This window comes from Arthrobacter melezitosi, assembly GCF_054511055.1.
Genome location: NZ_JBTNDJ010000012.1, coordinates 55,921 through 82,918, shown reverse-complemented (window position 1 = coordinate 82,918; position 26,998 = coordinate 55,921). Strand labels below are relative to the sequence as shown.

Here is a 26,998-nt window from a genome sequence, read left to right as displayed (position 1 = left end):
CAATCATCCCCCAATTTCGAGGCCGGGAACCGCCGGCCGTTCGGTGCTTCCCAACCGCCAGGTCCGGCGGTGGTGGTCGGTTGCTCCCCGGCCGTCGATGGCGGCCCGGTGCGCGGCCGTCGCGTAGCCCTTGTTCACGTCCCACCCGTACTCCGGGTGCTCCAGGGCGAGCGAGGCCATCAGCGCGTCCCGTTCGACCTTCGCGAGCACGCTCGCGGCGGCAACGCTGAGGCAGTCGAGGTCGGCCTTGATGCGGGTGGTGACGGGCGAATCGCAGCCGGTGGGCACGGGTCCGGTGTCGAAGAGGCTGCCCTGGCCGCGGGCCGAGAGCCAGTCGTGGTTGCCGTCAAGAATGACGGCGTCGGGCCGGACGGTGGCGAGGACCTGCTCCCAGGCGCGGTTCCCCGCCGCCCGGAGGGCGGCCATGAGGCCGTCGGCGTCGATCTCGGCGGCACTGGCATGCCCGACGCCGTAGGCGGCGGCCCAGCGCCGGATCCGAGGCACGAGGGCGGTCCGCTCGGCGGCCGAGAGGAGCTTGCTGTCCCGCACCCCGCGCAGTCCCTTGACGGCATTGAGGTCGATCACCACCAGACCCACGGACACCGGGCCGGCCAACGCCCCGCGGCCCACCTCGTCGCATCCGGCGACGTACCGGTGGCCGGCCTGCGTGAAGGTGCGCTCGAAGGAAAGCGTGGGCGCCTTCGAGCGGGCAGTGCTGAGCGGGGCCATCAGTTGCCCGCTGCGCCCGCGGCCGGCTCGGGGATGCCGTCGAAGACCTCGGGGTAGCTGCCGAGGAACGCCGCATTGCCAATCGGCCAGGCGATCACCGAGGCCTTGCCTTCAATCGCGTCGACGTCGATGAACCCGCCGTCCTTGTCCTGGTTGGCCCGGGAGTCGGCGGAGGCATTGCGGTGGTCCCCCATCACCCAGATCTTGCCCTCGGGCACCGTGATCTCGAACGGACTGTCGGACGGCGCCGCTCCCGGGAAAAGGTACGGCTCGTCGAGCGGCTCGCCGTTCACGGTGATCCGCCCTTCCTCGTCGCAGCAGACAACGCGGTCCCCGGCGAGACCGATGACGCGCTTCACGAGGTGCTGCTGCGATTCGTCCGGTGCGAGCCCCACGAAGACCAACGCTTCGGTCAGCCAGTTCGACTCAGTGCCGGCCGCCGCCTCGGGCAGCCACCCTTCGTCGTCCCGGAAGACGACGACGTCGCCGCGCTCGAGGGCGAACGGCTCGGGAACGAGTTGGTTGACGAAGATCCGGTCATCGATCTGCAGCGTGTTCTCCATTGAACCTGAGGGAATGAAGAAGGCCCTGAAGAGGAAGGTCTTGATCAGGAAGGAGAGCACGAGGGCGATCACCACGATGGTGGCGATCTCCTTCAGCCAGGCGAGAACGCCGCCGCCCTTGCCGCCCGAGCCCTTGCCTGCGGCCCGCGATCCGGCAGCGGGTGGCTCCCCGGGGTCCACCGCGCCGGCATCGGCGGACGCGTCGGGACCGGCCGGCGTGGCGCCTGCCGGCTGCGGACCGCCGGCACGGGCGGCCGACTTCCAGTGGAAGCGTCGCTGCATTTACTGATTCCTCTGCTTCTCGGCCGGCGGTGAGGCTGCCGTCGTGTCCATTCTGAATTCCTGCGGTGTGCGGCTCAACGCCCTCCCCCGGTCAATCGATCGCCCCGGCCCGGGCCAGTGGCCAGACGAGGTGCTCCGCACGCCCGAGAACCCTTTCCTCCGAGACGAATCCGCCGCCCGGCGCCCCGAGCAGGGCACGCGAATCGGACGATTCCGAACGGTGATCGCCCATCACCCACAACCTACCCTCCGGAACGACGACGTCGAAGGTGGATTCGCTTGGCGCGTCGCTTCCGTGGAGGTACGGCTCGTCGATCGCCTTTCCGTTGACGGTCAACCGGCCATCCTCTCCGCAGCAAACGACCCGGTCGCCACCGATGCCGACGACCCGCTTCACGTAGACGGTATCCGACCCGCGCAGCCCAAGCCACTGCCCCACCATTGAGGAGGCCTTCTCGGCGGGACTGCGCGGATCGCTGATCGGGTCGAAGGAACCGCGTCCGTCGAAGACGACGACGTCGCCGCGCTGGATCCCGCCGTCCCGGTAGGCGCCCTTGCCCACGAGGATCCGGTCACCCTGGAGCAGCAGGGGCTCCATCGAGGCCGACGGGATGAAGAACACGTCGAGAACCAGCGCCCGGAGCACCGAGGTGAGCAGCACAGCCGAAATCAGCACCGGTAGCACAAAACGCCAGCCCCACACAGGAGACCGGCGTTTTGTGTGCTTGCGGGCCGCAGGCCCGGTCGCGTTGTCCTTCCGCACCAAAAACGGGTTACTTGACCGTCTTGGGATCGCGCTTTTCCTTGATCTTGGCTGCCTTGCCGCGCAGGTCGCGCATGTAGTACAGCTTCGCGCGGCGCACGTCGCCCTTGGAGACGACCTCGATCTTGTCGAGGACCGGGGAGTGGACCGGGAAGGTGCGCTCCACACCGACACCGAAGCTGACCTTGCGGACGGTGAAGGTTTCGCGGATGCCGTCACCCTGGCGTCCGAGGACGAAGCCCTTGAAGATCTGAACACGGGTGTTCTTGCCTTCAATGATGTTCACGTGGACGTTGACGGTGTCGCCGGCGCGGAAGTCGGGAATGTCGCTCCGGAGGGAAGCGGCATCGACCGAGTCGAGAATATGCATTTTTATACTCCTGGTGAACGCCACAGGTCATTCACGTTGGTCACAGCGGTCAAGGCCGGTGAAGCAGGGCAATTACCGCCGAAAAAGGTAAACCGGCTGCACCGATATCCGGGGCCGGCGTGCCCGGCTGTTGACTGCACTCCCCCTGTGGCAGGGGCCAGTCCAGCAGGCACAAGCCCCAATTATTCCATAGAGAACAGGCAGGAACTAATCTGCGGCGTCCGGGCGCGGGACGAGCCGCCCGTCGACGATATCGATGCCCGCCTGGGCCAGCGCGGCGCGGTCGGCCTTGCTCAGCGAGGGGACGTCGACCGCCGCCAGGAGGTCCGGGCGGCGGGCCGCCGTGCGGAGGAACTGCTCGGTGCGGCGGAATTCGGCGATCTTCGCGTGGTTGCCGCTCAGCAGCACGGGTGGGATGCCCCGGCCCCGCCAGAAGGACGGCTTGGTGTACACGGGGTATTCGAGCAGGCCGTCGGCGTGGGACTCCTCGACGAGCGATTCGGGGTTGCCGACGACGCCGGGAATGAGCCGCCCAACGGCCTCGACGATGGCGAGTACCGCCACCTCTCCCCCGTTGAGGACGTAGTCGCCCAGGCTGACCGGCAGCACGTCATAGGATTCGGCCGCCCACTCAAGCACGCGCTCGTCGATTCCTTCATACCGGCCGCAGGCGAACACCAGGTGCCCGCGTGCCGCGAAGTCGTTGGCCATGGCCTGGTTGAACACCGCGCCGGCGGGCGAGGGCACGACGAGGAGCGGGCGTTCGCCCGCGGAGCTTTCCTCGGCGATCGATCGAAGCGCCAGCGCCCAGGGTTCGGGCTTCATGACCATGCCGGCGCCGCCCCCGTACGGGGTGTCGTCCACCGTGCGGTGCTTGTCCAGCGTGAAGTCCCGCAGGTCGTGCACCCGAACGTCGAGCAGGCCATCCTTCCGGGCCCTGCCGATCAGGGAGACGTCAAGGGCCGCCAGGTATTCGGGGAAGATGGTGACGACGTCGACGCGCACTACTGCCCGTCCCGGCCGGCCTGCGCGGCGCCGTCGGGCAGGCCGGTCCCGTCGCGGCCGGTGTCGGCGTCCTCCGCGTCGTCCCCGTCGTCGGGGGCGGAGTTGGACCCCGGCAGGTTCAGCTCGAACAGCCCGGCGGGAGGATCGACGGTGACGAACCCGCCGGCGGGGTTCACCTCGGGCACGATCTCCCCGACGAACGGGACAAGGGCCTCGTGGCCCTTCGTGAGTTCGACGACCAGCAGGTCCTGGACGGCCATGGTGCGAAGCGCCGTCACCTTGCCGACGACGTTGCCCTCATGGCGCACGTCGAGGCCGACCAGTTCGTGTTCGTACCAGGCGTCGTCGTCATCGTCGTCGGTGGTGTCGCTGTCGATGAACAGGGTGCCGCCGCGGAGGGTCTCCGCCGCGTTGCGGTCGGGGATCTGCTCGAAGGCGACGATGAGCGTTTCCTTGTTCCAGCGGGCCTTCGCCACGGTGAGCTCGGGCAGCGCGATGCCCTCGGCGCGGAAGACCGCCCCGGGCTCGAAGCGGTCCTCGGGCGCATCGGTGAACAGCTGGACGGTGACCTCACCCCGGATTCCGTGGGGTTTGCCGATCCTTGCGACGAGTACTTCCATGGTGCTGCTCCTGCGCTCGGGTGAGGGACATCGTGGTTGGGGGGAATTCCCGCGGATAAATGGGTTCGGCCCCACCACCATCCACTGGTGCGGGGCCGAACGGGAAAGCGTTGGTGCGGACTCAGGCGTGCCGGCGGTCGGTGTCGACGACGTCGACCCGGACCGGCTCGCCGTCCGCAAGTGCTGAAACGACGGTGCGCAGTGCGCGTGCCGTGCGGCCCTGCCGGCCGATGACCCGGCCCAGGTCCTCCTGGTTGACCCTCACTTCGAGGGTTTCGCCGCGGCGGTTGCTCTTCGCGGACACCTGAACGTCGTCAGGGTTGTCAACGATGCCGCGGACGAGGTGCTCCAGCGCTTCAGCAAGCAACTTACTCGGCCTCGGGTGCTTCCGCGGCCTCGTCGGCCTTCTTGGCCTTGGGGGTGATGGCCTCGGGGACGATCACTGAACCCTTTTCGGGAGCAACGAACGCTTCCTTGGGGGCCTTCGTCCGCAGGGTGCCCTCCTGGCCCTCCAGGCCCTTGAACTTCTGCCAGTCACCGGTGATCTTCAGCAGTGCCGAGACCTGCTCGGTCGGCTGCGCGCCGACGCCGAGCCAGTACTGCGCACGGTCGGAGTTGATCTCGATGAACGAGGGCTCTTCGGTGGGGTTGTACTTACCGATTTCCTCGAGGGCACGGCCATCACGCTTGGCGCGTGCATCCATGACGACGACACGGTAGAAAGGTGCGCGGATCTTGCCCATGCGCTTGAGGCGAATCTTTACGGCCACTTGTGTGGTCACTCCTTGATGATGAAAGGGGCGAACCCGCCATCCTGCTCCCGTGGGGCGGGCCATTCGGAGGGGTTCAAAGGACACAATTCACGCACAGAGAGAGGGGCTGCACGGATCGAGTACGAATCTATTGTGCCAGACGGGTGACGTTTTGGGCGATTCCTGCGCCGGGCGCGCCCACGGTGACCCGGATGCTGTTGTTCCAGGGGTCCCGGAAGCGCAGTTCCGCCCCGGTGGAGTGCCGCCCGACCCCTGCGACCCGAAGCCGGTCGGCCAGTGCTTCGACGTCGTCCGCCGCCGGCACGGTGATGAGGACCTCGCCGAGTCCGAGGGTGTCGCGCCGCGGCCCGGCTCCCCGGCTGTTCCAGACGTTCATCGCCATGTGGTGGTGGTACCCGCCGGCGGAGACGAAGAGGGCCTGCCCGTGCCAGCCGGCGGTGCGTTCGAAGCCGAGGGTGTCCACGTAGAAGGCCCGCGCGGTGTCGATGTCCCCGACCTGGAGGTGGACGTGCCCGACGCCGGCGCCCGCCTCCCTCAACCCGCCGGCGGCCCGCTCGGTCAGGTGGTCCGCGAGGTACCGGTCCGGCGGCAGGGACCGGTTGTCCATGACGACGCTGCGCGATGCGCCGGTGCCGGTCCAGTTCCAGCTCTCCCGGGGCTTGTCGAAGTAGAGCTCGATGCCGTTGCCTTCGGGATCGGCGAAGTAGAAGGCCTCGCTGACCAGGTGGTCGGCGCTTCCGGCGAACCGGCTGCCGGGATGGCGGGCCGCGGTGGCGACCGTGGCCGCCAGGTCGGCGCGGCTGCCGAAGAGCAGCGCCGTGTGGAACAGGCCCGCTTCGGTCGGCGCGGGCAGGCGGAGCCCGGCGGCAGGGGAAAGGTGGATCAGCGCGGTGGTGCCCCGGCCCAGGTACAGCCCGCCCGATCCGTCCTCCCCGGGCCCGGCCACCGCCTCGAGGCCGAGGGCGTCGGTGTAGTAGCGGGCCATGGCGTCCAGGTTGCCGACCTTGAGTGTGACGGTCGACATTCCCGTATCCGGTGGGAGCAGATCGATGGTCATGGTGTCCTCCTCGGTGGTGAGACCCTTATGGAGTTAACACTTGAAGCTTCAACTTATTCCCGGGGGCGGGGTGTCAGGCGGCGGCGGTGCGGAGAAAGTCCCGCACCACCCGGTCCCCGTCGTCGGTATCGTGCGGACGGTGGCCTCCCGGGGTGACCCGGTGCAGGGCCCCGGTTCCGGCGAGGTAGCCGGCAACCTCCTCGTAGAGCGGCTCCCAGCCACCGGTCAGCACCAGGGTGGGAACGCCCGGGACGATGTGCAGCGGGGCGGTCCAGGGCGGGCTCTGCAGGCGGAGCCGGCGGGCGCTGCGGCGCTCGTCCTCGGTGGTGGGCTGCTCGACCTCGGTGGCGAAGACCAGGCGGACGAACTCCTCAAGGAATTCCTCGTCGCTCAGGGCATCCCGCCGGGCGAACAGCGGAGCCACGAGGTCGATGTGGGCGGCGGTGACGGGCAGGTCGGCGGTGAGCGAGAGGCAGGCGGGTTCGATCAGGGTGAGCGAGCGGATCAGGTCGGGCCGCTCGACCGCCGCGAGCATCGCCGAGACCGCCCCCTGGGAGTGGGCGACGAGGTGGGCGCCGTCCCCGAGTGCGTCGGTGATGATGCGCTGGTCCTCGGCGTGGTCGGTCGGCAGCGGTTCGGCCTCGGCGTCGAAGCCGTGACGGCGCAGGAACAGGCAGTCATAGCGAAGGGCCAGCCCGTGCTGCCGCGGCCACGCGGCCGCCCCGAACGAGCCGCTGCCATGGACAAAGACAATGCGTTCCTGCGTCATGCTGCCAATCTGTTGCCGTGCGCCCGCCCACCCCGGGGGCGGGCTCCCGCCCGGTGCCTACTTGCCGAGGAACTTCTCGAAGCCCTTGGGCAGGTTCAGCGACGACGGATCGAAGTCCTCGGTGTTGCCGAAGGCCGCCCCCGTGGGTGCGGCGCTGCGGGCCGCCGTGCGCTTCGCCTCGGCTGCCGCAAGTTCCTGGGCGGCCTTGGCCGGGTTGCCCGAGCGGGGCTTCTTCTTGCCCTTGGCGGCGACGGCCTTCTTGCGCGGCCCGCCGAACCCGCCGGGGCCGGCCATGCCCGGCATGCCGGGGATTCCGCCGCCGGAGGCCATCTTGCGCATCATCTTCTGCGCCTGGCCGAACCGCTCGAGCAGCCCGTTCACCTCGGAGACGTGCACGCCCGAACCGCGGGCGATACGGGCCCGCCGCGAGCCGTTGATGATCTTCGGCGCGAGGCGCTCGTGCGGTGTCATCGAGCGGACGATGGCCTCGACCCGGTCGATCTCGCGCTCGTCGAAGTTCTCGAGCTGCTCGCGCATGCCGGCGGCACCGGGCATCATCATGAGCATCTTCTTCATCGAGCCCATGTTGCGGATCTGCTGCATCTGGGCCAGGAAGTCGTCGAGGGTGAAGTCCTCCTGGTCGGCGAACTTCTTCGCCATCCGCGCCGCTTCGTCCTTGTCCCAGGACTGTTCGGCCTGCTCGATCAGGGTCAGGATGTCGCCCATGTCGAGGATGCGGGAGGCCATGCGGTCGGGGTGGAACAGTTCGAAGTCGCCCAGACCCTCGCCGGTGGAGGCGAACATGACCGGCTTGCCCGTGACCGAGGCGACCGAAAGGGCGGCACCGCCGCGCGCGTCGCCGTCGAGCTTGGTCAGCACGACGCCGGTGAAGTCGACGCCCTCGTTGAACGCGAGCGCGGTGTTCACCGCGTCCTGGCCGATCATGGCGTCGATGACGAAGAGCACCTCGTCGGGGCTGATCGCGGCGCGGATGTCGGCGGCCTGCTGCATCAGCTCGGCGTCGACGCCGAGCCGTCCGGCGGTGTCCACGATGACGACGTCGTGCAGCTTCGTCCGCGCCTCGGCCACACCCTGGCGGGCGACGGCGACCGGGTCCCCGGTGGCCGCCTCGAACTCCGAGCTGACCCCCGGATGCGGCGCGTACACCGGCACACCGGCCCGCTCGCCGTTGACCTGCAGCTGTCGCACGGCGTTGGGGCGCTGCAGGTCGGCGGCGACGAGCAGGGGGCTGTGGCCCTGGCCCTTGAGCCACTTCGACAGCTTCCCGGCCAGCGTCGTCTTACCGGCGCCCTGGAGGCCGGCGAGCATGATCACCGTCGGAGGCGTCTTGGCCAGGCGGATCCGGCGGGTCTCCCCGCCGAGGATCCCCACGAGTTCCTCGTTGACGATCTTCACGACCTGCTGGCCCGGGTTCAGCGCCTGGGACACCTCGAGCCCGAGCGCGCGCTCCTTGACGCTGGCGGTGAAGGCGCGCACCACCGGGACGGCGACGTCGGCGTCAAGCAGGGCACGGCGGATTTCCCGGACCGTCGCGTCGATGTCGGCTTCGGTCAGGCGCCCCTTGCCGCGGAGGTTCTTGAACGTTGCGGTCAACCGGTCGGAGAGTGAATTGAACACAGGCCGTGAACTACTTTCATCGGAGGTTGGAAAGACTCAACCTCAAGGGTACCAAGGCGCCTGCAGGAGCGGGTCCGCCCGACGCCCGGGCCCGAGACATCGCCGTGTGAAAGTGGCAGGGTGGAGGGGTGAATACTTCTTCCCTGACAGAACCCGGAACCGCTGCCGCCGGGACAGATAAACGCGTTCGAACGCTCCTGATCCTCGGAGCCTCAGGCGACCTCACCGGCAGGCTCCTGCTGCCCGGACTGGCACGGCTGATCCGGGCCGGCCGTGCCAAGGACCTTCGGCTGGTCGGAGCGGGATCCGACCCCTGGGACAACGAGAAGTGGCGTACCCGCCTCGATGAATCCTTCGCTTCGGCGATGGAGACTGCCGGCGAGGAAGGCCGGAAGGCCCTGCAGGAGGTGCGGGACAACAGCACCTACCACCACGCCGACGTGACGGCGGGAGGCGTCCTGACCGCGCTGGTCGCCTCGCTCGAGGGACCGGTCGCTGTCTACTTCGCCCTTCCCCCAACGATCAGCCAGCTCGCCTGCGCCGCCGCCGCACCCCAGGGGCTTCCCCCTGACACGCGGGTGGTCATGGAAAAGCCCTTCGGCACCGACAGGGAGTCCGCGCACCAGCTGAACCTCAACCTCGCGGGACTTGTGCCCGAGCACAACATCCATCGGGTCGACCACTTCCTCGGCAAGGCCACGGTCTTCAACATCCTGGGCATGCGCTTCGCGAACCGCATCCTGGAGCCGGTGTGGAACAACCTCCACATCGAAAAGGTCGAGGTGATCTTCGACGAGGACCTGGCGCTGGAGAACCGGGCCCGCTACTACGACCGGGCCGGCGCGCTGCGCGACATGATCCAGAGCCACCTGCTCCACGTCATGGCCCTGCTGGCACTGAACGCCCCCTCGACCCTCCATGAGCGCGACCTGCGGGACCACATCGGTTCGACGCTGCGGGCCAGTTCGATCGACACGAGCGCTCCAGGGAGCAGCCGCCGCGCCCGCTACACCGCCGGCAGCATCCAGGGCCGGGCCGTGCCCGACTACACGGCCGAGCCCGGAGTCGATGGCTCACTCGGAACGGAGACCCTCGCCGAGGTCGTCGTCTCGATCAACAACGACCGCTGGGCCGGCGTGCCGTTCATCCTCAGGTCGGGCAAGGCGCTGGGCGTGAAGCGCAAGGAAGCCCTCATCACGTTCAAGCCCGTGAACCACCTCCCCACCGGTTTTCGGGGGATGGACACCCCGACGCGCCTCCGGATCGGCTTCGGGCCCGACACCCTGCAGCTCGAAATGGACGTCAACGGGCCCGGCGACATGTTCTCCCTGGACCGCGCCACCCTGACGGCCGAGCTCAACGCCACCGACCTGCTCCCCTACGGCGAGGTCCTTGACGGGGTCCTGGCGGGAGATCCGACCCTCTCGGTGCGCGGTGACATCGCCGAGGACTGCTGGCGGATCATTGAGCCCGTCCTGGCGGCCTGGGCCGCCAACGAGGTGCCCCTTGAGGAGTACCCGGCCGGGTCGCAGGGCCCGGCGTCGTGGGGAACCTCGACGATCGACGACCTGGAGGGATTGGGCTGACGGTTTCGACCGGTTGCCCGTGCGGGTGACCGGGCCCGCGGACGGGCTTGAAGACAGAAGCACCCCCGGCCGCGCGGCCGGGGGTGCTTCTGTTGGGGTTCCTGGTGGTCTTCCGTCCGGTGCCGGCCTCCTGCCGGATCGGCGCGCCGGTGCTTAGAGTGCGGCCTCGCCGCGTTCGCCGGTGCGGACGCGGACGGCGTCCTCGACCGGGATGACCCAGACCTTGCCGTCGCCGGCGCTTCCGGTGTTCGCGGTTGAGACGAGGACGTCCACGATGTCCCGGACCCACTCGTCCGAGACGAGCACCTCGACCCGCGCCTTGGGCAGCAGGTCCACCGTGTACTCGGCGCCCCGGTACACCTCGGTGTGTCCGCGCTGCCTGCCGTAGCCGCTTGCCTGGCTGACGGTCAGGCCCTGGACGCCGTAGGTTTCGAGGGCGCCGCGCACGTTGTCGAGCTTGTCGGGGCGGACAATCGCTGTCACAAGTTTCATGAGTTCACGCTCTCCGTCCGCTCGATGGTCTTCCGGTCCCGGAACTGGTCGGCGAACGGGTGGAACGGCCCGCCGACGCCCAGGCCGCCGAACTCGTAGGCCGTCTCCGCGTGCTCCGACAGGTCGACCCCGGCCACCTCGTTGTCGGAGGTGATGCGGAACCCGACGGTGCGGTGGATGGCCAGCCCGATCAGCGCCGTCATCACGGCCGACAGGGTGATCGCGACGAGGACGGAGACGAGCTGTGCCACGAGCTGCGCTCCCCCGCCTCCGTAGAACAGGCCTCCTGCGGCGCCGTCCAGCGGGAGGGCGATGAAGCCGAGCGCGAGCGTGCCGGTGACGCCGGCCACGAGGTGCACGGCGACGACGTCGAGGGAGTCGTCGAACCCGAGGCGGTACTTGATGCCCACCGCGAGCGCGCACAGGAACCCGGCGGCGAGGCCGAGGCCGATGGCGCCGATCGGGCTGACATTGGCGCAGGCGGGCGTGATGGCGACAAGGCCCGCCACGATGCCCGAGGCGGCGCCGAGTGAGGTGGGGCGCCCGTCGCGGAAGCGCTCGGTGACGAGCCAGCCGACCATGGCGGCGGCGGGTGCGGCCATGGTGTTGACCCAGATCAGCCCGGCTTCCTCGGCCGTACCGGCCGCTCCCCCGTTGAAGCCGAACCAGCCGAACCACAGGAGTGCGGCGCCGAGCATGACCAGCGGGATGTTGTGCGGACGCTGCGCGGGATCCTTGCCGAAGCCCTGGCGCCTGCCGAGGATCACCGCGAGCACGAGCGCCGCGACACCTGCGCTGATGTGGACGACGGTGCCGCCGGCGAAGTCGATCGCTTCACCCACGGCGCCGCCGATGAGGCCGTCGGCGCCCAGGAGCCCGCCGCCCCACACCATGAAGGCGAGCGGGCAGTACACGAGGGTGACCCAGATCGGGACGAACAGCGACCAGGCGCCGAACTTCGCCCGGTCGGCGATCGCTCCGCTGATCAGGGCGACGGTGATGATCGCGAACGTCACCCCGTAGCCGGCACCGATGAGGTCCTCCGTGCCGATCAGGTCCTGCAGGCCGAACGAGGCGAAGGGGTTGCCGAACAGCTGGGCCACTCCGTCGCCGCCGGTCATCGAGTACCCCCACAGCACCCAGACGATGCCCACCAGGCCCACCGCGATGAAGCTCATCATCATCATGTTCAGGGCGGCCTTCGCACGGGTCATGCCGCCGTAGAAGAAGGCCAGACCCGGCGTCATAAGCAGTACCAGGGCGGCCGAAACCATGACCCAGACGTGACCTGCTGTCAGATCCATTTTCACGTCCTCTCAGAGGTGGCGGGCACTTCCCGCTCCTCCAGAGTGACGTTCCGGTGTTTCGGCGCATGCCGAGTTTGGTTTCGGCGAGGTTACCGCTCACACGGCAACGTAAAAGGGCGGTGACGGCCGTGTTTCGGCGGTGTTTCCCGCCGTCCCACGATGCCGTCCCGCCCTGTGCCGGCCGCCCCGGAAGGGGGCGCCGGTGCCTAGTTGAGGAGCGCGTCCACGAAGCTCTCGGCTTCGAACGGCGCGAGGTCGTCGGCGCCCTCGCCGAGCCCAACGAGCTTCACCGGCACGCCCAGGGTGCGCTGGATGGCGACGACGATGCCGCCCTTGGCGGTGCCGTCGAGCTTGGTGAGGACGATGCCGGTGACGTTCACGACCTCGGAGAAGACCTTCGCCTGGTTCAGGCCGTTCTGCCCGGTGGTCGCATCCAGCACGAGGAGCACCTCATCGACGGTCCCCTGCTTCTCGATGACGCGCTTGACCTTGCCGAGCTCGTCCATCAGGCCGACCTTGTTCTGCAGGCGGCCGGCGGTGTCGATCATGACGACGTCAACCTCCTGGTCGATGCCGGCCTTGACGGCCTCGAAGGCCACCGACGCCGGGTCGGCGCCGTCGATGTCGGACTTCACGGTGGGCACCCCGACGCGCTGGCCCCAGGTGGCAAGCTGCTCGGCGGCGGCGGCCCGGAAGGTGTCGGCCGCGCCCAGGAGCACGTCCTTGTCCTCGGCCACGAGCACCCGTGCGAGCTTGCCCACCGTCGTCGTCTTGCCGACGCCGTTCACGCCGACGACCAGGACGATGGCCGGGCGGTCGAGGTGGCGCTCGGTCGCCAGCGACCGGTCCATGGTGGGGTCGACGAGCCGGATGAGCTCCTCGCGGAGCATCGCCTTGACCTCTTCGGGGCTCCGGCTGCCGGACACCTTGACCCGGGCGCGCAGTGCGTCGACGAGTTCGGCGGTGGGGGCGGTGCCCAGGTCGGCCAGCAGGAGGGTCTCCTCGACCTCGTCCCAGACGTCCTCGTCGATCTTGTCCTGCGACAGCAGCGCCAGCAGCCCCTTGCCCAGAGCGGTGTTCGACCGCACCAGCCGGGCGCGCAGCCGCGCCAGGCGCCCCTGGACGGGGTCGGGCGTCTCGGTGGTCGGAGCCTCGATGACCGCCTCGTCGAGCCCGCTGAGGTCGTCGGGGACGACGACGCCCGGGGTGGTGGCCACCTCGCCGTCGATGAGGTCCACCGAGGTCGCCCCGTGGACGTCGAGGCCTCCCCGGTCATCGGCATCCCTTACCGTCGGGTACCCGCCGGGAGGCGTGCGGCGGCCCCTGAGCAGCAGGACGGCGGCCGAGCCGATGACCGCAACGGCGATGACGAAAAAGATTACGATCTGGAGAGTCTCATTCACTGTTCCAGCTTCTCACACGAGCCGATTGAGCATCCGGCCTTTCCCAGTGGAAGACTTCTATCACTATGGTTCGAAATCCCCAGCGCTCCGCCCTCCGCAGGCTGCTTTCCCTTCCCGGCACCGGCCGCCCGATCCGCAAGGAGCAGGAGCGGATTCCGCGCGAGATCAAGGTGCTGATCGCCTCGGCCTTCGTCATCGCCATCGGCTTCGGACTCGTCGCCCCCGTGCTCCCCCAGTTCGCCCAGAGTTTCGACGTGGGCGTCACCGCCTCCTCGGTGATCGTCAGTGCCTTCGCGTTCACCCGGCTCATCTTCGCCCCGGCCGGCGGACGGCTGATCGAACGCCTCGGCGAGCGCCCGGTCTATGTGCTGGGCCTGCTGATCGTGGCACTCTCCACGGCGGCGTGCGCCTTCGCGCAGGACTACTGGCAGCTGCTGATCTTCCGCGGACTCGGCGGGATCGGCTCCACCATGTTCACCGTCTCGGCCCTCGGGCTGATCGTCCGCCTGGCGCCGGCCGGAATCCGCGGCCGGATCTCCAGCGCCTATGCCTCGGCGTTCCTGCTCGGCAGCATCGGAGGCCCGATCCTCGGTGGACTCCTCGCGGGCTTCGGGCTGCGGGTCCCCTTCCTTGTGTACGCGGGGGCGCTGCTCGTGGCCTCCGCCGTCGTGTTCTTCCAACTCAAGGACACCCGCCTCGGGGACCGGCGGGCCGGGGCCGCCCAGACGGTGCTGACGGTGCGCGAGGCCCTCGGTGACTCCGCCTACCGTGCCTCGCTCCTGTCGAGCTTCGCGAACGGCTGGTCCTCCTTCGGGGTGCGCCTGGCCCTGGTGCCGCTGTTCGCCACCGTCGTCCTGGGCGCCGGACCCGGGATCGCGGGCATCTCGCTTGCGTTCTTCGCCGGGGGCACGGCCCTCGCGCTGACGGTGTCCGGGCGGCTCGCCGACACCTGGGGGCGCCGGCCGATGCTCCTTGCCGGGCTGGCCGTCAACGGCCTCGCGATGGCGGCCCTCGGGTTTTCCGGAAGCGTCCCGGTGTTCCTCGCGATCTGCGTCGTCGGCGGGATCGGCGCGGGCATCCTGAACCCGGCCCAGCAGGCCGTGGTGGCCGATGTCGTCGGCAGCGAGCGCAGCGGCGGCAAGGTGCTGGCGGTCTTCCAGATGGCCAGCGACACCGGCGCCATCTTCGGGCCGATCATCGCCGGACTCATCATCGACCAGGTCCCCAACGGGTCCTTCGCGCTGGCGTTCGCGCTGACCGGGGTGCTCACGGCGGCGGCCTTCGTGCTGTGGCTCGGCTCGCGGGAAACGCTGCCCGGCCGCGCCAGGGACACCCCGGCGGCCTAGCCGGTCAGGCCCCGACCAGCCGCTGGCTGATCACCGCCGAGACGCCGTCACCGCGCATCGTCACCCCGTAGAGGGCGTCGGCGACCTCCATCGTGCGCTTCTGGTGCGTGATGATGATGAGCTGGCTTGACTCCCTCAGCTCCTCGAAGATCGACAGCAGCCGGCCCAGGTTGGTGTCGTCGAGGGCGGCCTCCACCTCGTCCATGACATAGAACGGGGAGGGCCGGGCCTTGAAGATCGCCACCAGCAGGGCGACGGCGGTCAGGGAGCGCTCACCGCCGGACAGCAGCGACAGCCGCTTGATGCGCTTGCCGGCGGGGCGGGCCTCCACCTCGATTCCGGTGGCCAGCATATCCTCCGGATCGGTCAGCACCAGCCTGCCCTCGCCGCCGGGAAAGAGCCGGCCGAAGACGTGCTCGAACTGCACCGCTGTGTCACGGTAGGCGGCGGTGAAGACCTGCTCCACCCGCTCGTCGACCTCGCGGATGATGTCGAGGAGGTCCTTCCGGGTGGCCTTGAGGTCGCCCAGCTGGGCGCTGAGGAACGAGTGGCGTTCTTCGAGCGCGGCGAATTCCTCGAGCGCGAGCGGGTTGACCTTCCCGAGCGCGGCGAGGTCGCGCTCGGCACGCTTCAGCCGTTTCTCCTGCTCGGCACGGACGAAGGGCACGCCCTCGGGGACGACGCGCCCGTCGTCGTCGACCGGAAGCCGCAGTTCGGCCCACTTGTCCTCCCCCGCGGTGGCGGAGGGGACGGGCTGGTGGGGCCCGTACTCGGCCACCAGGTGGTCGGGGGTGAGACCGAGTTCTTCGACCGAGCGGTTCTCGAGCGCCTCGATGCGCAGGCGCTGCCCGGCCCGCACCAGTTCGTCCCGGTGCAGGGCCTCGGTCAGCCGGGCCAGCTCGGCTCCGAGTGCCCCGCCCGCCGCACGGGCCTCCCCGAGCAGGGTCTCGGCCTCGGCCGCCCGCCGTTCGGCGTCCGCCCTCAGGCCTTCGGCTGCGGTGACCGAGCCGGCGATGAACCGGAGCACGGTGCCGGCCGCGGCGGCCACGGCCCCGGCCCGCGCGGCCTGCGCCTGCCGGATGCGTGCCCGCTCGGCCGCCTGCAGGCGGGCCTGCCGCTCGCTCGCGGCGGCACGCTCGAGCGAGGCCGCCCGGTTGGCGAGGGCCGTGAGCTGTTCCTCGGTACTGCGCAGGGTGAGCCGGGCATCCATCTCGGCCTGGCGGGCCGCCGTGGCGGCGGCCCGCAGCCGGTCCCGCGCGTCGGTCGAGGGATCCGGGTCGTCTGGCAGGTCCTGGACCGCCTTCAGCCGCTCCTCGGCGTCCCGAAGCCGAGTCCGCTCGAGTCCCAGGGTCGCCTCGGCGGACGAGGCGAGCTTCCGGAGGCGTTCGGCCTCGCCGCCGGCGGAGCGCACGGCGGAGCCCAGGCGTCCAAGCCTTTCCTCCACCGCCGACAGCCGCGCGTCGGATTCGTGAAGCTTCTCCAGGGCCTCGGCAGCGCGTTCCCCTGCCCTGCGCTTCTGCTCCGCCGCCCCGGCGAGCCGGCGGGCGGTCTCCGCCACCTGCTCCGATGCCTGCTCCAACCGCCGGGTCGTCTCCTCGACGGCCGCCTGGATCTCCAGCAGGCTTGGGGCCCCGGGCGATCCGCCGCGGGAGGCGGACGCGGAGACGCTGTCGCCGTCCCGGGTGACGATTCTCAGGCCCGGGTGGTGCTCCACCACCGCGTGCGCCGCCTCGAGGTCCTCAACGACGACCACCCCGTCGAGCACGGCGGCGAGCGAGCGCCGGAGACCCGGCGCGGCGGTGACGAGGTCGATGGCATACCGTGTCCCGGCGGGCGGGGCACCGGCCTGCCCGGCGGGCAGCGGACCGTCGGGGGAGGCCGCCGCCCCGGCGACGACGAGGGCGACCTGGCCGGCGTCGTCGTGCTTCATCCGCCGCAGCGCCGCCACCGCCGCGCCCGGATCCGTCACGGCGATGGCGTCGGTGAGGCCTGCGAGGGCCGCGGCGACAGCTGTCTCATACCCCGGCTCGATCCGGATCAGTCCGGCCAGCGGTTCAAGGACCCCGGGGATCCCCGCGGCGAGGAGTGCCTGCGAGCCGTCCCTTTGCTGGAGTGCCTCAAGCTGGGCGTCCCGGCGCGCAGCGAGGGCGTCCCGCTCGCGCTCGGCCGACCGGCTGCTCTCGTCGAGGGCCGCCGTCGCGGCCGCCAGCCGTTCGAGCTCCGCCGAGGCCTCCTCGTAGGCCGCGTCGAGGCTCTCCTCGCCGTCGACGGCACCGGCCACCTGCTCCTCCAGGGCGGCGAACTCCCGCTCCGCCGCCTCCTGCCGCGTCACCGCTTCGGCGATGGAGCCGGCCAGGCGGCCCAGTTCGGCCTCGACCGACTCGACGCGGGACCGTGCCGCCCCCACCTGGCCCGCCAAGCGGGCCACGCCCTCGCGGCGGTCGGCGGCGGCGCGCAAGAGCGCGGTCAGCCGCTTCTCCTCGGCGGACGCGGCCTCCTCGGCCTCCGCCCGCTTAACGATCGACGATTCGAGTCTCTGGGCGTTCTCCCTGATCTGCTCCTTGAGGGCCTCCTCCTCGGTGCGGAGCCGGCCGGCCTGGCGGTCGAGCTCCTCGGGGTCCCTCCCCCGGTCCGGGGTGGGGGCGGGCATGCTGAGCAGCTTGGAGCGCTCGGCCGCGAGCGCCTGGAGCGACCGGTACCTCTCCGCGACGGCGGTCAGCCGGTACCAGTCGTCCCGTGCCTGCGCCAGGGCCGGCGCCGCCTCCGCGGCGAGCCGCTCGAGTTCCCCCTGGCGGACCCGTGAGGCCCCGAGCAGGGCTTCGACCTCCGAACGCCGTTGCCGCGCCGCCGTTTCGTCGGCGTCCTCCTTCGTCAGGGTGTCCTTCAGTTCGACCAGTTCATCGGCGAGCAGCCGCGCCCGTGCGTCGCGGACCTCGAACTGCACCTGCTGGGCGCGCCGGGCCACCTCGGCCTGTTTCCCCAGCGGCGTCAGCTGCCGGCGCAGTTCCGCCGTGAGGTCGGTGAGGCGGGCGAGGTTCGCTTCCATCGACTCGAGCTTCCGCACCGTCTTCTCGCGGCGGCGCCGGTGCTTAAGGATGCCCGCGGCCTCCTCAATGAAGCCGCGCCGCTCCTCGGGCGTGGCGTGGAGCACCTTATCGAGCTGGCCCTGTCCCACAATGACGTGCATTTCACGGCCAAGGCCCGAATCGGACAAAAGCTCCTGAATGTCAAGCAACCGGCAATTCCTGCCATTGATCGCGTATTCCGATCCACCCGAGCGGAATAGGGTCCGGGAAATCGTCACCTCGGAATACTCAATGGGGAGGGCGCCGTCGGCGTTGTCGATCGTGAGGGTCACCTGCGCCCGTCCGAGCGGCGGCCGGCCCGCCGTCCCGGCGAAGATGACGTCCTCCATCTTGCCGCCGCGCAGCGTCTTGGCGCCCTGTTCGCCCATCACCCACGCCAATGCGTCGACGACATTGGACTTGCCGGATCCGTTGGGCCCTACGACCGCCGTGACGCCGGGTTCGAAGTCGAACGTCGTCGCGGATGCGAACGACTTGAAGCCTCGCACGGTTAGACTCTTCAAATGCACAGTGGTCAGGTTCTCCAAAGGGGGCGGGTCTTCCCAATCTACTGTGTGTAGCACGGTTCAACGCGCATCTACGGCAACCGTGTGCGGACAAAAAAGGAACCACTTGGTGGAATACCAAGTAGGCTTTCCAAAGGTTCGGAAGCATCCCCAGGCGCCCTGGCGAGACCTCCAAGCTGGTTTCCCCACTTGGATCAGGGCGTTCATCAGTTGACGAGGCAGGAAATTTGACCGGTAACGCGACGTTTCGACATGAGAACACGGCACTGCTCGCCGTAACGAGCGTGGAGGCGCCGGTAGTCGTCAGTTCCGCGGAATTCGACGAGCGTCTGGCCCCGAGCCTGAAGCGCCTGCGTCTTTCCAAGAGACTGCTCGAGCGGGTCGCCGGCGTCACCGAACGCCGCTGGTGGTCCCCTGGCACGAGCTTCGACGACGCCGCCATCGAGGCCGGGGCGAAGGCCATGGCCGAGGCGGGCATCGAGCCCGGCGACGTGGGACTGCTCATCAATACCTCCGTGACACGGCGCAACCTCGAACCGTCGGTCGCCGTCAAGATCCACCACTCCCTCGGGCTGCCGTCCTCGGCGATGAACTTCGACCTCGCCAACGCCTGCCTTGGCTTCGTCAACGGCATCACCCTGGCGGCCAACATGATCGATTCGGGCCAGATCAAGTACGCCCTCATCGTGGCGGGCGAGGACGCCCAGGGCACCCAGGAGGCGACCTTCGACCGGCTCAACCGGCCCAACTCGACCCGGGAGGACTTCCTCAGCGAGTTCGCGACCCTCACCCTCGGCTCCGGCGCGGCGGCGGCCGTCATCGGCCCAGCCGACCTGCACCCGGGCTCCCACCGCATCCTCGGCGGCGTCTCCCGGGCCGGAACCCAGCACCACGAATTGTGCGTCGGCGGGGTGGACGGCATGTACACCGACACCAAGGGGCTGCTCGACGGCGGGCTCGAGCTTGTCGTCAACGCCTGGCACGAGGCGCAGACCGACGGGTGGAAGTGGGATTCGATGGACCGCTACGTCACCCACCAGGTGTCCAACTCCTACACCAACGCCATCATCAAGGCCGTGAACCTCGTGCGCGAGCGGGTACCCATCACCTTCCCGCGCTGGGGCAACGTGGGGCCCGCGTCCCTTCCGATGACCCTCGCCCAGGAGAGCCAGTCCCTCAACGCCGGTGACCGGGTGCTGTGCCTGGGCGTCGGCTCAGGGCTCAACACCTCCATGATGGAGATTGCGTGGTAGCTCTGCCCGGCGTTGACCCATCGTGGTCGGCGTATCTCGATGTGCCCTCGTCGTCCGCCGCGGACAACCCCGGAACCGTCCGCACCTGGCACTACCTCGACAACCTCGCCGCCCTCAAGGAGGCCGGCACCGAGGTCCGCGGGACGCTGCTGTGCGTGCACGGCAACCCCACCTGGTCCTACCTGTGGCGCACGCTGCTGCCCGCCGGAACGGAGGCAGGGTGGCGCGTTGTGGCCGTGGACCAGCTGAACATGGGCTTCTCCGAGCGCACCGGGGTCTTCCGGCGCCTCGCCGACCGGGTGACGGACCTTGAGGACTTCGCCGCCGCCTTGGACCTGCGCGGCCCGCTCGTCACCGTCGGGCACGACTGGGGCGGCGTCATCAGCCTCGGCTTCGCCCACCGCAACCGCTCCCGCCTGGCCGGAGTGGTCCTGACCAACACCGCGGTGTACCAGAGCCCGTCCCGGCCCCTCCCCGCGCCCCTGCGCGTGGCGCTCCTTCCCCCGATCCGGCGGACCGGCACCCAGACCACGACGGCGTTCCTCGACATCACCCACGCCCTGGCCCGGCCTAAACTGGCTCGGGAGGTCCGGGACGCCTTCCGCGCGCCCTACCGCACCGCCGAATCGCGCAGCGGCATCGCCGACTTCGTCGCCGACATCCCCCGCGACAGCGCCCACCCGAGCTTTCCGGCCCTGACCGACATCGCAGAGGGGATCCGGACCCTCGACGTTCCCTCCCTGCTGCTGTGGGGACCGCACGATCCGGTCTTCACCGAGACCTACCTCGAGGACCTCACCCGCCGGCTCCCGCACGCCGATGTGCACCGCTTCGAGGAGGCCGGGCACCTTGTGCAGGAGGACGCCGACGTCGCCGGCACTCTCTTCCGGTGGCTCGAGCACCGCGCCGCAGCAGCGGGCGGAGCCCCCGGTGACCGGTCCACCGGGGGCTCCCCCGGTGCCGCCGCCGGTGCCGGGAACGAGTCCGCCGCCGGCTCCTTCACTCCCCTCGAGCAGCGCCTCACCGCGGCGGCCGCGGGCTCGCCGTCGTCATTGGCCGTCGCCGAGATGGACGCCGGCACCGTCCGCCGCCGCCTGACCTGGGCGGAACTGGCGGCCGACGTGGATGCCGTCGCCGCCGGACTTTCCCGCGCCGGACTGGGAGCCGGCAGCCGGATCAGCCTGATGGTCCCGCCGGGGGTCGACCTCACGGTGCTGATCTACGCCTGCCTGCGGATCGGCGCCGTGATCGTCGTCGCCGATGCGGGGCTCGGCGCCCGCGGGCTCTCCCGGGCGGTGCGCGGCTCCGCGCCGGACGCCGTCATCGGCATCGAACGCGCCCTGGCCGCGGCCCGGATCTTCGGCTGGCCCGGACGCCGGATCAGCGTCGACGCGCTCGATCCCGCCCGGCGCCGGCTCCTGGCCGTCGACACCTCCCTGGCGGAGCTGCGGAATTCCTCCGGTCCGGCCCCGGACGTCCCGGCACCGCACCCGGATACCGACGCCGCGATCCTCTTCACCTCCGGCTCCACCGGGCCGGCCAAGGGCGTCGTGTACACCCACCGGCAGCTCTCGGCGATGCGGGACGCCGTCGCGGAGACCTTCGGCATCGCTCCCGGGGGCGCCCTGGTGGCGGGGTTCGCCCCCTTCGCCCTGCTCGGGCCGGCCCTCGGCGTTGCCTCAGTGACCCCCGATATGGACGTCACAGCGCCGCGGACCCTCACAGCCCGGGCCCTCGCCGATGCCGTGGCCGCCGTCGACGCCACCGCGGTCTTCGCCTCCCCCGCGGCTCTCCGCAACGTCCTGGCCACCGAAGCCGACCTGACCGCAGAAGGGCGGGCGGCCCTGCAGAAGGTGGGCCTGCTGCTCTCCGCGGGTGCGCCGATCCCGGCGCCCCTGCTCGAACGCGTGCAGGCGCTGCTGCCTGCGGCCTCCCTGCATACCCCCTACGGGATGACCGAAGCCCTGCCGGTCACCGACGTCGACCTGCCCGCGATCCGCTCGGCCGCGCGGGACGCCGCCGCGGGCCTGCCGGGCGCCGGCAACGGCGTCTGCGTCGGCACCGCCGTGCACGGGGCCCGGCTGGCCGTCAGCCCGCTCGGACCCGACGGTACGGCCGATGGTGGACCGACGACGGCGGCCGGCGTCAGTGGGGAGATCCTCGTCGATGCACCCCACGTGAAGGACCGTTACCACCGGTTGTGGCGCACCGAGGCGGAGTCCTCCCGCACCGCCCCCTGGCACCGCACCGGGGACGTCGGCCACTTCGACGGCGCCGGCCGGCTGTGGGTTGAAGGCCGGCTCGGCCACGTCATCACGGCTCCGGCCGGGGTCCTGACCCCCGTCGGCGTCGAGCACGCGATCGAGGAGGTCGACGGCGTGCGGCTGGCCGCCGTCGTCGGTGTGGGACCCGCCGGGACGCAGGCCATCGTCGGCGTGCTCGAGACGGACCCGGACGCCGGCCGCCGGACGCGGCCGGGCCTGGCCGAACCCGGCCTCGCGGCCCGGGTCCGGGCCGCCGCTTCCGCCGCGGGGGCAGAGCTCGCGGCTGTCCTCACCGTGGCTGCCCTGCCCGTTGACATCCGGCACAACTCGAAACTCGACCGCGCCAGGATCGCGGCGTGGGCCGACGCGGCCCTGTCCGGCGGCCCCGTCAGCGCCCCATGACCGTCCTGGTCACCGGGGCCAGCGGCCTCCTCGGCGGCACGGTGGCCGCCCTGCTCCTGGCGCAGGGCACGCCGGTGCGCACCTTCCAGCGCAGGCCCTCGGGCGTGGCGGGCGCGCAGGACGAACTCGGCTCGCTCACCGACCCCGCGGCGGTCGCACGGGCCACCGACGGCGTCGAGGCCGTGATCCACCTCGCCGCAAAGGTCTCCTTCACCGGCGACCCGGCCGACTTCGAAGCGGTCAACGTCGAAGGCACCCGCTTGCTCCTCACCGCCGCCCGGGACGCCGGCGTTCCCGACGTCGTCTTCGTCTCATCGCCCTCGGTGGCCGCCGACGGCACCTCGTGCGCCGGTGCGGGCGCCGCCCCGGCGGCACCGGAGCTCGCGCGGGGCGACTACGCCCGGACGAAGGGGCTGGCCGAACTGCTTGCGATCGGTATGTCCGGCCCCGGCTTCCGGGTGGCCGCCATCCGCCCACATATTGTCTGGGGGCCCGGGGACACCCAGCTGGTCGAGCGGGTCCTCGCCCGGGCCAGGGCCGGACGGCTTCCCGTCCTCGACCAGGGCACTGCGCTGGTCGACACGACCTATATCGACAATGCGGCATCGGCCATCGTGGCGGCCCTGCGCCGGATCGGGCACGTGCACGGCAGGGCGCTGGTCGTGACGAACGGCGAGCCGCGCCCGATCGGCGAGCTGATCGCCGGAATCTGCACCGCCGGTGGCGTGCGGCCCCCGCGGTGGAGCGTTCCCGGCGGTGTGGCCCGGGTTGCCGGGTCGATTGTGGAAAGGGCATGGCGCCGTTCCGGATCGGCCCAGGAACCCCCCATGACCCGCTTCCTGGCCGAGCAGCTCTCGACGGCGCACTGGTACGACCAGCGGGAGACCCGCAGGCTCCTGGCGTGGGCCCCGGCCGTGTCGATCGAGGAGGGCCTGGCGCGGCTCGCCGCGCACTACCAGCCCCTGCGCCTGCCCTCCTAGCCGGGCTCTCCTCCCCCACCGAACCCGGCTGGAGCACGGGCCGTTCGAGCGGCGAACCATCGGTGGATGCAGAAAAGGCCGGTGTCCTCGAGGGACACCGGCCTTTTCTGCGGGATCAGCCGTGCTCTTAGCCGGCGGTGTAATAACCGTCGACCGGCATGGCACTCACGTCGTGCACGAGGGTGCCCTGCGAGGGGTTCAGCGCGCTGACCATCTTGCCGTTGCCGAGGTAGATCCCGACGTGGCTTCCACCGTTCTGGCTGACCAGGTCGCCCGGCTGCGGGTTGGCGGTCGGGGTCAGGGCGGCGAACTGCGACCAGGTGGTGCGGGGCAGGTCGATGCCGTGCTGGGCGTAGACCCACTGGACGAAGCTCGAGCAGTCCCACATGCCGAAGCCGGTGCCGCCGAAGACGTAGCCGGAGCCGACGCCCTGCAGGGCGGTGCCGACGATGCCGCTGGTTGCGGCGGCGCCGATGACGCGCATGCCGTTGCCCTGGCTGCTGATGCCCATCGGATTGGTGCTTGTCGCGGCGGTCTGGGCCGGCGCGGCCTGCGGAGCAGGGGCGAAGGCCGGGACAGCGGTGGCGGGCTGCGGAGCAGCAGCTACGGCGCTACCGGAGAGAACGATGGTCTGGCCCGGGTGGATGACGGTTGCCCAGCCCATGCCGTTCGCGGCGAAGATGGCGTCGAGGCTGACGCCGTACTGGCCGGCGATGCTTCCGAGGGTGTCACCCGCTACAACGGTGTGCGAGGTAGCCGATGCGGCGGGCGCCGCCACCTGCGAAGCCGGAGCGACCTCGATCTCGCCGGCGGCGTTCGCCGGGAGGGTTGCGCCGAGCATGATGCCCGACGCCGCGACGATGACTGCTGCCGGGCGTCCTGCTACGCCTGCGGTTGCAGCGACGGCGCGGCTTGCGGTCTTGAGGGGGTTGGTGCGGACCGGGGTGGCCCGGTGGCGCGCGATTGTACGGTTCTTGGACATTACGTAGCCTCTCCCGATGCCTGCGGAGTTAGCTGTCGGGTTCGGATGGGACACCCGGGCGCACCGGATCATCTCCCCAGATGATGTCCGTGCCGCGCCTTAACCCCTAGGACTCTTATCAAGAGCCCGCTATCGGTTCCCCCGCCCCTGTCGGAAAAGTTATGCGAACGGTCCTTCTGTCACCGACAGGGTTAGGCAGTCTGACGAAGGGCGCCGGTCCATGATGGCCCGGCGCGCGCTTAACGCTACCTGCGCCCCCCGGAATTGTCACATTCCGATCACGGCCGGTAAACGTTGTAACTACCAGCGGCCATTGCGTGGTACAAGCTGGCACCGCGGGCAGCTGTAGGAGGAGCGGTTCATGAAGATATCGCGGCGGATCCGCGCCTCGCGGCCCTCGGCCAGGCACCGGCGGCAGGGCTCCCCCGCACGGCCGTAAGCGTTGAGGGAGCGTTCGAAGTAGCCCGAGCTTCCATTGACGTTCACGTAGAGCGAATCGAAGCTGGTTCCGCCGGCCTCCAGGGCCCGTTCCATGACCGATCGTGCCTCCTCGACGAGCCGGAAGGACTCAGGCCGGCGGAGGGTGTCGGTGGGGCGGGCGAAGTGCAGGCGTGCGGCCCACAACGCTTCGTCGGCGTAGATATTGCCGATGCCGGAAATCAGCGATTGGTCGAGGAGGGCGCGTTTGATGCCGGTGCGGCGGGCCCGCAGCCGGGAGTGGAAGGCATCGAAGGAAAAGGCGGGGTCCAGGGGGTCGCGGGCGATGTGGGCGGCCTGGCGCGGGATCAGCGGCAGGGCGCCTTCTCCCCTGCCGCCGGGAAGTCCGTCTTCTGTCGGTTCGAGCTCCGCGAGGAACATTCCCCCGAAGATCCGCTGGTCGACGAAGCGCAGTTCGGAGGGGAACTCCCCGCCGGTTTCGCCGCGGGCGGGAGAGAGGACGAGGCGGATCCGAAGGTGCTTTTCGTCGGGAAGCCCGGAATCCTTCACCAGGAGCTGCCCGCTCATGCCGAGGTGGGCCATCAGCGCGGTGCGGGGGGCGTTTCCCGTTGCTCCTTCCCCGCCCGGGGGAAGGAGCGGCATCCAGAGAAACTTGCCGCGCCGCACCACATCGGCGACGTGGGTGCCGGCGAGCCGCTGCTGGAGGTCATTCGGGCCGCCGGGGTGCCGGCGTGTGGAGCGGGGGTCGAGGATCTCGGCGGCTTCGATGGTGCGGCCGGCGGCCCAGCGCGCGAGCCCCCGCCGCACCACCTCGACTTCGGGAAGTTCGGGCACCCGGAACCCTAGCTGCCGTCCAGCGGCTCGGCTCCGCGCAGGATCTTCCACGACGAGGCGGCGGCGGCCTGTTCGGCTTCCTTCTTCGAGTGCCCGGCGCCGGTGCCGTAGGGGGTTCCGCCGATCACCAGGAGCGCCTCGAACGAGCGGGCATGGTCGGGGCCGGTGCCGGTCACCTGGTAATCGATGGTGCCGAGCCGGCGCGCTGCGGCGGTCTCCTGGATGCGGGTCTTCCAGTCGGTGCCCTCACCGAGCACCTCGGAATCGCGCAGCAGCGGACCGATCAGCCGCATCACCATCGCCTGGGCCGTCTCAATGCCGTGGCTGAGGTAGGCGGCGCCGATGACGGCTTCCATGGTGTCGGCCAGGATGGAGGACTTGTCGCGCCCGTTGGTCAGCTTCTCGCCCTGCCCGAGCAGGATGTGCTGACCGAGGTCGAGGCTGCGCGCCACCCCGGCCAGGGCACGGGTGCTGACTACCGCGGACCTGCGCTTGGCGAGGTCTCCCTCGGAGAGGTCGGGATTGTCGCGGTAGAGCGCATCCGTCACCGAGAGCCCAAGCACCGAGTCCCCAAGGAACTCGAGCCGCTCGTTCGTGGGGATGCCACCCTGTTCGTACGCATACGACCGGTGGGTCAGGGCAAGACGAAGCGTCCCGGCATCGATATCGACGCCGAGACGCTTGGTCAGGTCTTCCTTGGACACGCCTGGTTAGACGTCGGCTACCTTGCGGCCCTTGTACTCAAGGAACAGCGGGGTGCCGGCGGAGTCGGTTACAACCTTGGCCTGGTGGGCAAGGCTGTAGGTGACGCGGCCGTTCTCAACGGTCTTGACCAGTTTGGGGGCGGTTGCCTTCCACTGGGACCGGCGTGCGCGTGTATTCGCGCGGGACATTTTCCGCTTGGGAACAGCCACGACTAACTCTCTTCTCTCTCGTCTGACTCTGTACGTGGTGCCGCATCATTCTCAGCGGCAGTGCCGGTCAGCCCGGCGAGGGCCGACCAGCGAGGATCCAAAATTTCGTGATGATGGTCCGGCTCGTCGTTCAGGCGCGCTCCACATTCGGAACACAGGCCCTTGCAGTCCTCCCGGCACACCGGCTGGAACGGCAGTGAGGTAACCACCGCGTCCCTCAGCACCGGCTCGAGATCGATCGAGTCGTTCTCCACCCGGTGCAGGTCTTCTTCCTCTTCGGCCGACAGCGACCCGGAGTCGCCGTAGTAAAAGAGTTCCTGAATCTCCACACCGCTGGTGTACTGCAGGGGAGTCAGGCATCGGCCGCATTCGCCCGACACCTCGACGTCCGCGGTTCCCGACACAAGGATCCCTTCGTGCACTGCCTCGAGGCGCAGGTCGAGTTCCATTGAGGAACCTTCCTGCACGCCGATGAGTGCCACCCCGAAATCCTTGGGTGCAGGCACATGTTCTTCGATTGTCCGCATGCTTCCCGGGCTGCGCCCGAGGTCTTTGACACTGAAGATCAAAGGCGAACTGAGATCGCTTTTAATGGTGACTCCTGTAGAACATATGACCGACGTATCATCTTAGCCT

The 26,998-nt window shown here is 70.0% G+C and carries 25 protein-coding genes and 1 riboswitch; of the genes, 5 read left to right on the top strand and 20 right to left on the bottom strand.

The features are described from left to right. Positions 1–3 precede the first annotated feature (3 nt). The 11 genes from rnhB to ffh all read right to left on the bottom strand — a co-directional run bounded on the left by rnhB (position 4) and on the right by ffh (position 8,569). Positions 4–729, bottom strand: coding sequence for a ribonuclease HII (rnhB, locus tag ACX80W_RS12825; RefSeq protein ID WP_459283858.1), 726 nt, complete (start codon positions 727–729; stop codon positions 4–6). Then, complete coding sequence (gene lepB, locus ACX80W_RS12820) at positions 729–1,574, bottom strand: signal peptidase I (protein ID WP_459283856.1); 846 nt, start codon at positions 1,572–1,574, stop codon at positions 729–731. Before lepB (ACX80W_RS12820) ends, rnhB begins: the two co-directional genes overlap by 1 nt. Positions 1,575–1,665: 91 nt before the next feature. Continuing rightward, positions 1,666–2,259 carry a signal peptidase I gene (gene lepB / locus ACX80W_RS12815; RefSeq protein WP_459283854.1) on the bottom strand — a complete coding sequence of 198 codons (594 nt, stop codon included), beginning with the start codon at positions 2,257–2,259 and terminating at the stop codon, positions 1,666–1,668. Positions 2,260–2,347: 88 nt separating this feature from the next. After that, positions 2,348–2,707 carry a 50S ribosomal protein L19 gene (gene rplS / locus ACX80W_RS12810; protein ID WP_459283852.1) on the bottom strand — a complete coding sequence of 120 codons (360 nt, stop codon included), beginning with the start codon at positions 2,705–2,707 and terminating at the stop codon, positions 2,348–2,350. A 207-nt stretch (positions 2,708–2,914) separates the two neighbouring features. After that, entirely contained in the window at positions 2,915–3,712 is a 798-nt protein-coding gene (gene trmD / locus ACX80W_RS12805) for a tRNA (guanosine(37)-N1)-methyltransferase TrmD (RefSeq protein WP_459283850.1), read from the bottom strand. Further along, entirely contained in the window at positions 3,712–4,332 is a 621-nt protein-coding gene (gene rimM / locus ACX80W_RS12800; protein ID WP_459283848.1) for a ribosome maturation factor RimM, read from the bottom strand. Before rimM ends, trmD begins: the two co-directional genes overlap by 1 nt. A 121-nt stretch (positions 4,333–4,453) precedes the next feature. Next, positions 4,454–4,699, bottom strand: coding sequence for an RNA-binding protein (locus ACX80W_RS12795; protein ID WP_459283847.1), 246 nt, complete (start codon positions 4,697–4,699; stop codon positions 4,454–4,456). A gap of 1 nt (position 4,700) precedes the next feature. Then, positions 4,701–5,102 (bottom strand): 30S ribosomal protein S16, encoded by a 402-nt coding sequence (gene rpsP / locus ACX80W_RS12790; RefSeq protein WP_159618253.1) that lies wholly within the window; start codon positions 5,100–5,102, stop codon positions 4,701–4,703. A gap of 130 nt (positions 5,103–5,232) precedes the next feature. After that, entirely contained in the window at positions 5,233–6,162 is a 930-nt protein-coding gene (locus tag ACX80W_RS12785) for a VOC family protein (protein ID WP_459283844.1), read from the bottom strand. A gap of 73 nt (positions 6,163–6,235) precedes the next feature. Then, complete coding sequence (locus ACX80W_RS12780) at positions 6,236–6,931, bottom strand: alpha/beta fold hydrolase (protein WP_459283842.1); 696 nt, start codon at positions 6,929–6,931, stop codon at positions 6,236–6,238. 57 nt (positions 6,932–6,988) lie between these two features. Continuing rightward, positions 6,989–8,569: a signal recognition particle protein gene (gene ffh, locus ACX80W_RS12775; RefSeq protein ID WP_459283840.1), complete on the bottom strand. Its 1,581-nt coding sequence runs from the start codon at positions 8,567–8,569 to the stop codon at positions 6,989–6,991. A gap of 128 nt (positions 8,570–8,697) precedes the next feature. Between ffh and ACX80W_RS12770 the strand changes: the two genes are divergently transcribed. Continuing rightward, positions 8,698–10,155 carry a glucose-6-phosphate dehydrogenase gene (locus ACX80W_RS12770; RefSeq protein ID WP_459283838.1) on the top strand — a complete coding sequence of 486 codons (1,458 nt, stop codon included), beginning with the start codon at positions 8,698–8,700 and terminating at the stop codon, positions 10,153–10,155. A 153-nt stretch (positions 10,156–10,308) separates the two neighbouring features. On the opposite strand, the gene ACX80W_RS12765 is transcribed toward ACX80W_RS12770, so the two are convergent. The 3 genes from ACX80W_RS12765 to ftsY all read right to left on the bottom strand — a co-directional run bounded on the left by ACX80W_RS12765 (position 10,309) and on the right by ftsY (position 13,357). Next, positions 10,309–10,647, bottom strand: coding sequence for a P-II family nitrogen regulator (locus tag ACX80W_RS12765; protein WP_120165335.1), 339 nt, complete (start codon positions 10,645–10,647; stop codon positions 10,309–10,311). Further along, entirely contained in the window at positions 10,644–11,951 is a 1,308-nt protein-coding gene (locus ACX80W_RS12760; RefSeq protein ID WP_459283836.1) for an ammonium transporter, read from the bottom strand. Before ACX80W_RS12760 ends, ACX80W_RS12765 begins: the two co-directional genes overlap by 4 nt. A 209-nt stretch (positions 11,952–12,160) precedes the next feature. Further along, a complete protein-coding gene (gene ftsY / locus ACX80W_RS12755) occupies positions 12,161–13,357 on the bottom strand; it encodes a signal recognition particle-docking protein FtsY (RefSeq protein ID WP_459283835.1) in 1,197 nt (398 codons plus the stop codon). A gap of 65 nt (positions 13,358–13,422) precedes the next feature. On the opposite strand from ftsY, the gene ACX80W_RS12750 reads away from it, so the two are divergent. Next, on the top strand, positions 13,423–14,703 hold the full coding sequence (locus tag ACX80W_RS12750; RefSeq protein WP_459283833.1) for an MFS transporter: 1,281 nt from the start codon (positions 13,423–13,425) through the stop codon (positions 14,701–14,703). A gap of 4 nt (positions 14,704–14,707) precedes the next feature. Here ACX80W_RS12750 and smc read toward each other — a convergent pair whose 3' ends face one another. After that, positions 14,708–18,298 (bottom strand): chromosome segregation protein SMC, encoded by a 3,591-nt coding sequence (gene smc / locus ACX80W_RS12745; protein WP_459283832.1) that lies wholly within the window; start codon positions 18,296–18,298, stop codon positions 14,708–14,710. A 224-nt stretch (positions 18,299–18,522) separates the two neighbouring features. On the opposite strand from smc, the gene ACX80W_RS12740 reads away from it, so the two are divergent. From ACX80W_RS12740 to ACX80W_RS12730, 3 genes are read left to right on the top strand one after another with little or no spacing between them, the layout of a single operon-like run. Continuing rightward, positions 18,523–19,548, top strand: a complete 1,026-nt coding sequence (locus ACX80W_RS12740; protein WP_459283830.1) for a 3-oxoacyl-ACP synthase III — start codon at positions 18,523–18,525, stop codon at positions 19,546–19,548. Continuing rightward, positions 19,542–22,214, top strand: coding sequence for an alpha/beta fold hydrolase (locus ACX80W_RS12735; protein ID WP_459283828.1), 2,673 nt, complete (start codon positions 19,542–19,544; stop codon positions 22,212–22,214). Before ACX80W_RS12740 ends, ACX80W_RS12735 begins: the two co-directional genes overlap by 7 nt. Continuing rightward, positions 22,211–23,194, top strand: a complete 984-nt coding sequence (locus ACX80W_RS12730) for an NAD-dependent epimerase/dehydratase family protein (RefSeq protein WP_459283826.1) — start codon at positions 22,211–22,213, stop codon at positions 23,192–23,194. The genes ACX80W_RS12735 and ACX80W_RS12730 overlap by 4 nt, the downstream gene beginning before the upstream one ends. Positions 23,195–23,321: 127 nt before the next feature. On the opposite strand, the gene ACX80W_RS12725 is transcribed toward ACX80W_RS12730, so the two are convergent. The 5 genes from ACX80W_RS12725 to ACX80W_RS12705 form a co-directional block, all read right to left on the bottom strand. Then, complete coding sequence (locus tag ACX80W_RS12725; protein ID WP_459283824.1) at positions 23,322–24,176, bottom strand: C40 family peptidase; 855 nt, start codon at positions 24,174–24,176, stop codon at positions 23,322–23,324. A gap of 3 nt (positions 24,177–24,179) precedes the next feature. Beyond that, positions 24,180–24,352, bottom strand: a riboswitch (cyclic di-AMP (ydaO/yuaA leader). 124 nt (positions 24,353–24,476) lie between these two features. After that, the gene (gene mutM / locus ACX80W_RS12720) at positions 24,477–25,448 is read right to left on the bottom strand and encodes a bifunctional DNA-formamidopyrimidine glycosylase/DNA-(apurinic or apyrimidinic site) lyase (protein ID WP_459283823.1); all 972 of its coding nucleotides are present in this window, start codon (positions 25,446–25,448) and stop codon (positions 24,477–24,479) included. An 8-nt stretch (positions 25,449–25,456) separates the two neighbouring features. Beyond that, positions 25,457–26,152, bottom strand: a complete 696-nt coding sequence (rnc, locus tag ACX80W_RS12715; protein WP_459283822.1) for a ribonuclease III — start codon at positions 26,150–26,152, stop codon at positions 25,457–25,459. A gap of 6 nt (positions 26,153–26,158) precedes the next feature. Next, positions 26,159–26,362 (bottom strand): 50S ribosomal protein L32, encoded by a 204-nt coding sequence (gene rpmF, locus ACX80W_RS12710; protein ID WP_120165325.1) that lies wholly within the window; start codon positions 26,360–26,362, stop codon positions 26,159–26,161. A gap of 2 nt (positions 26,363–26,364) precedes the next feature. Beyond that, a complete protein-coding gene (locus ACX80W_RS12705) occupies positions 26,365–26,931 on the bottom strand; it encodes a YceD family protein (RefSeq protein WP_459283819.1) in 567 nt (188 codons plus the stop codon). Positions 26,932–26,998: the final 67 nt, after the last annotated feature.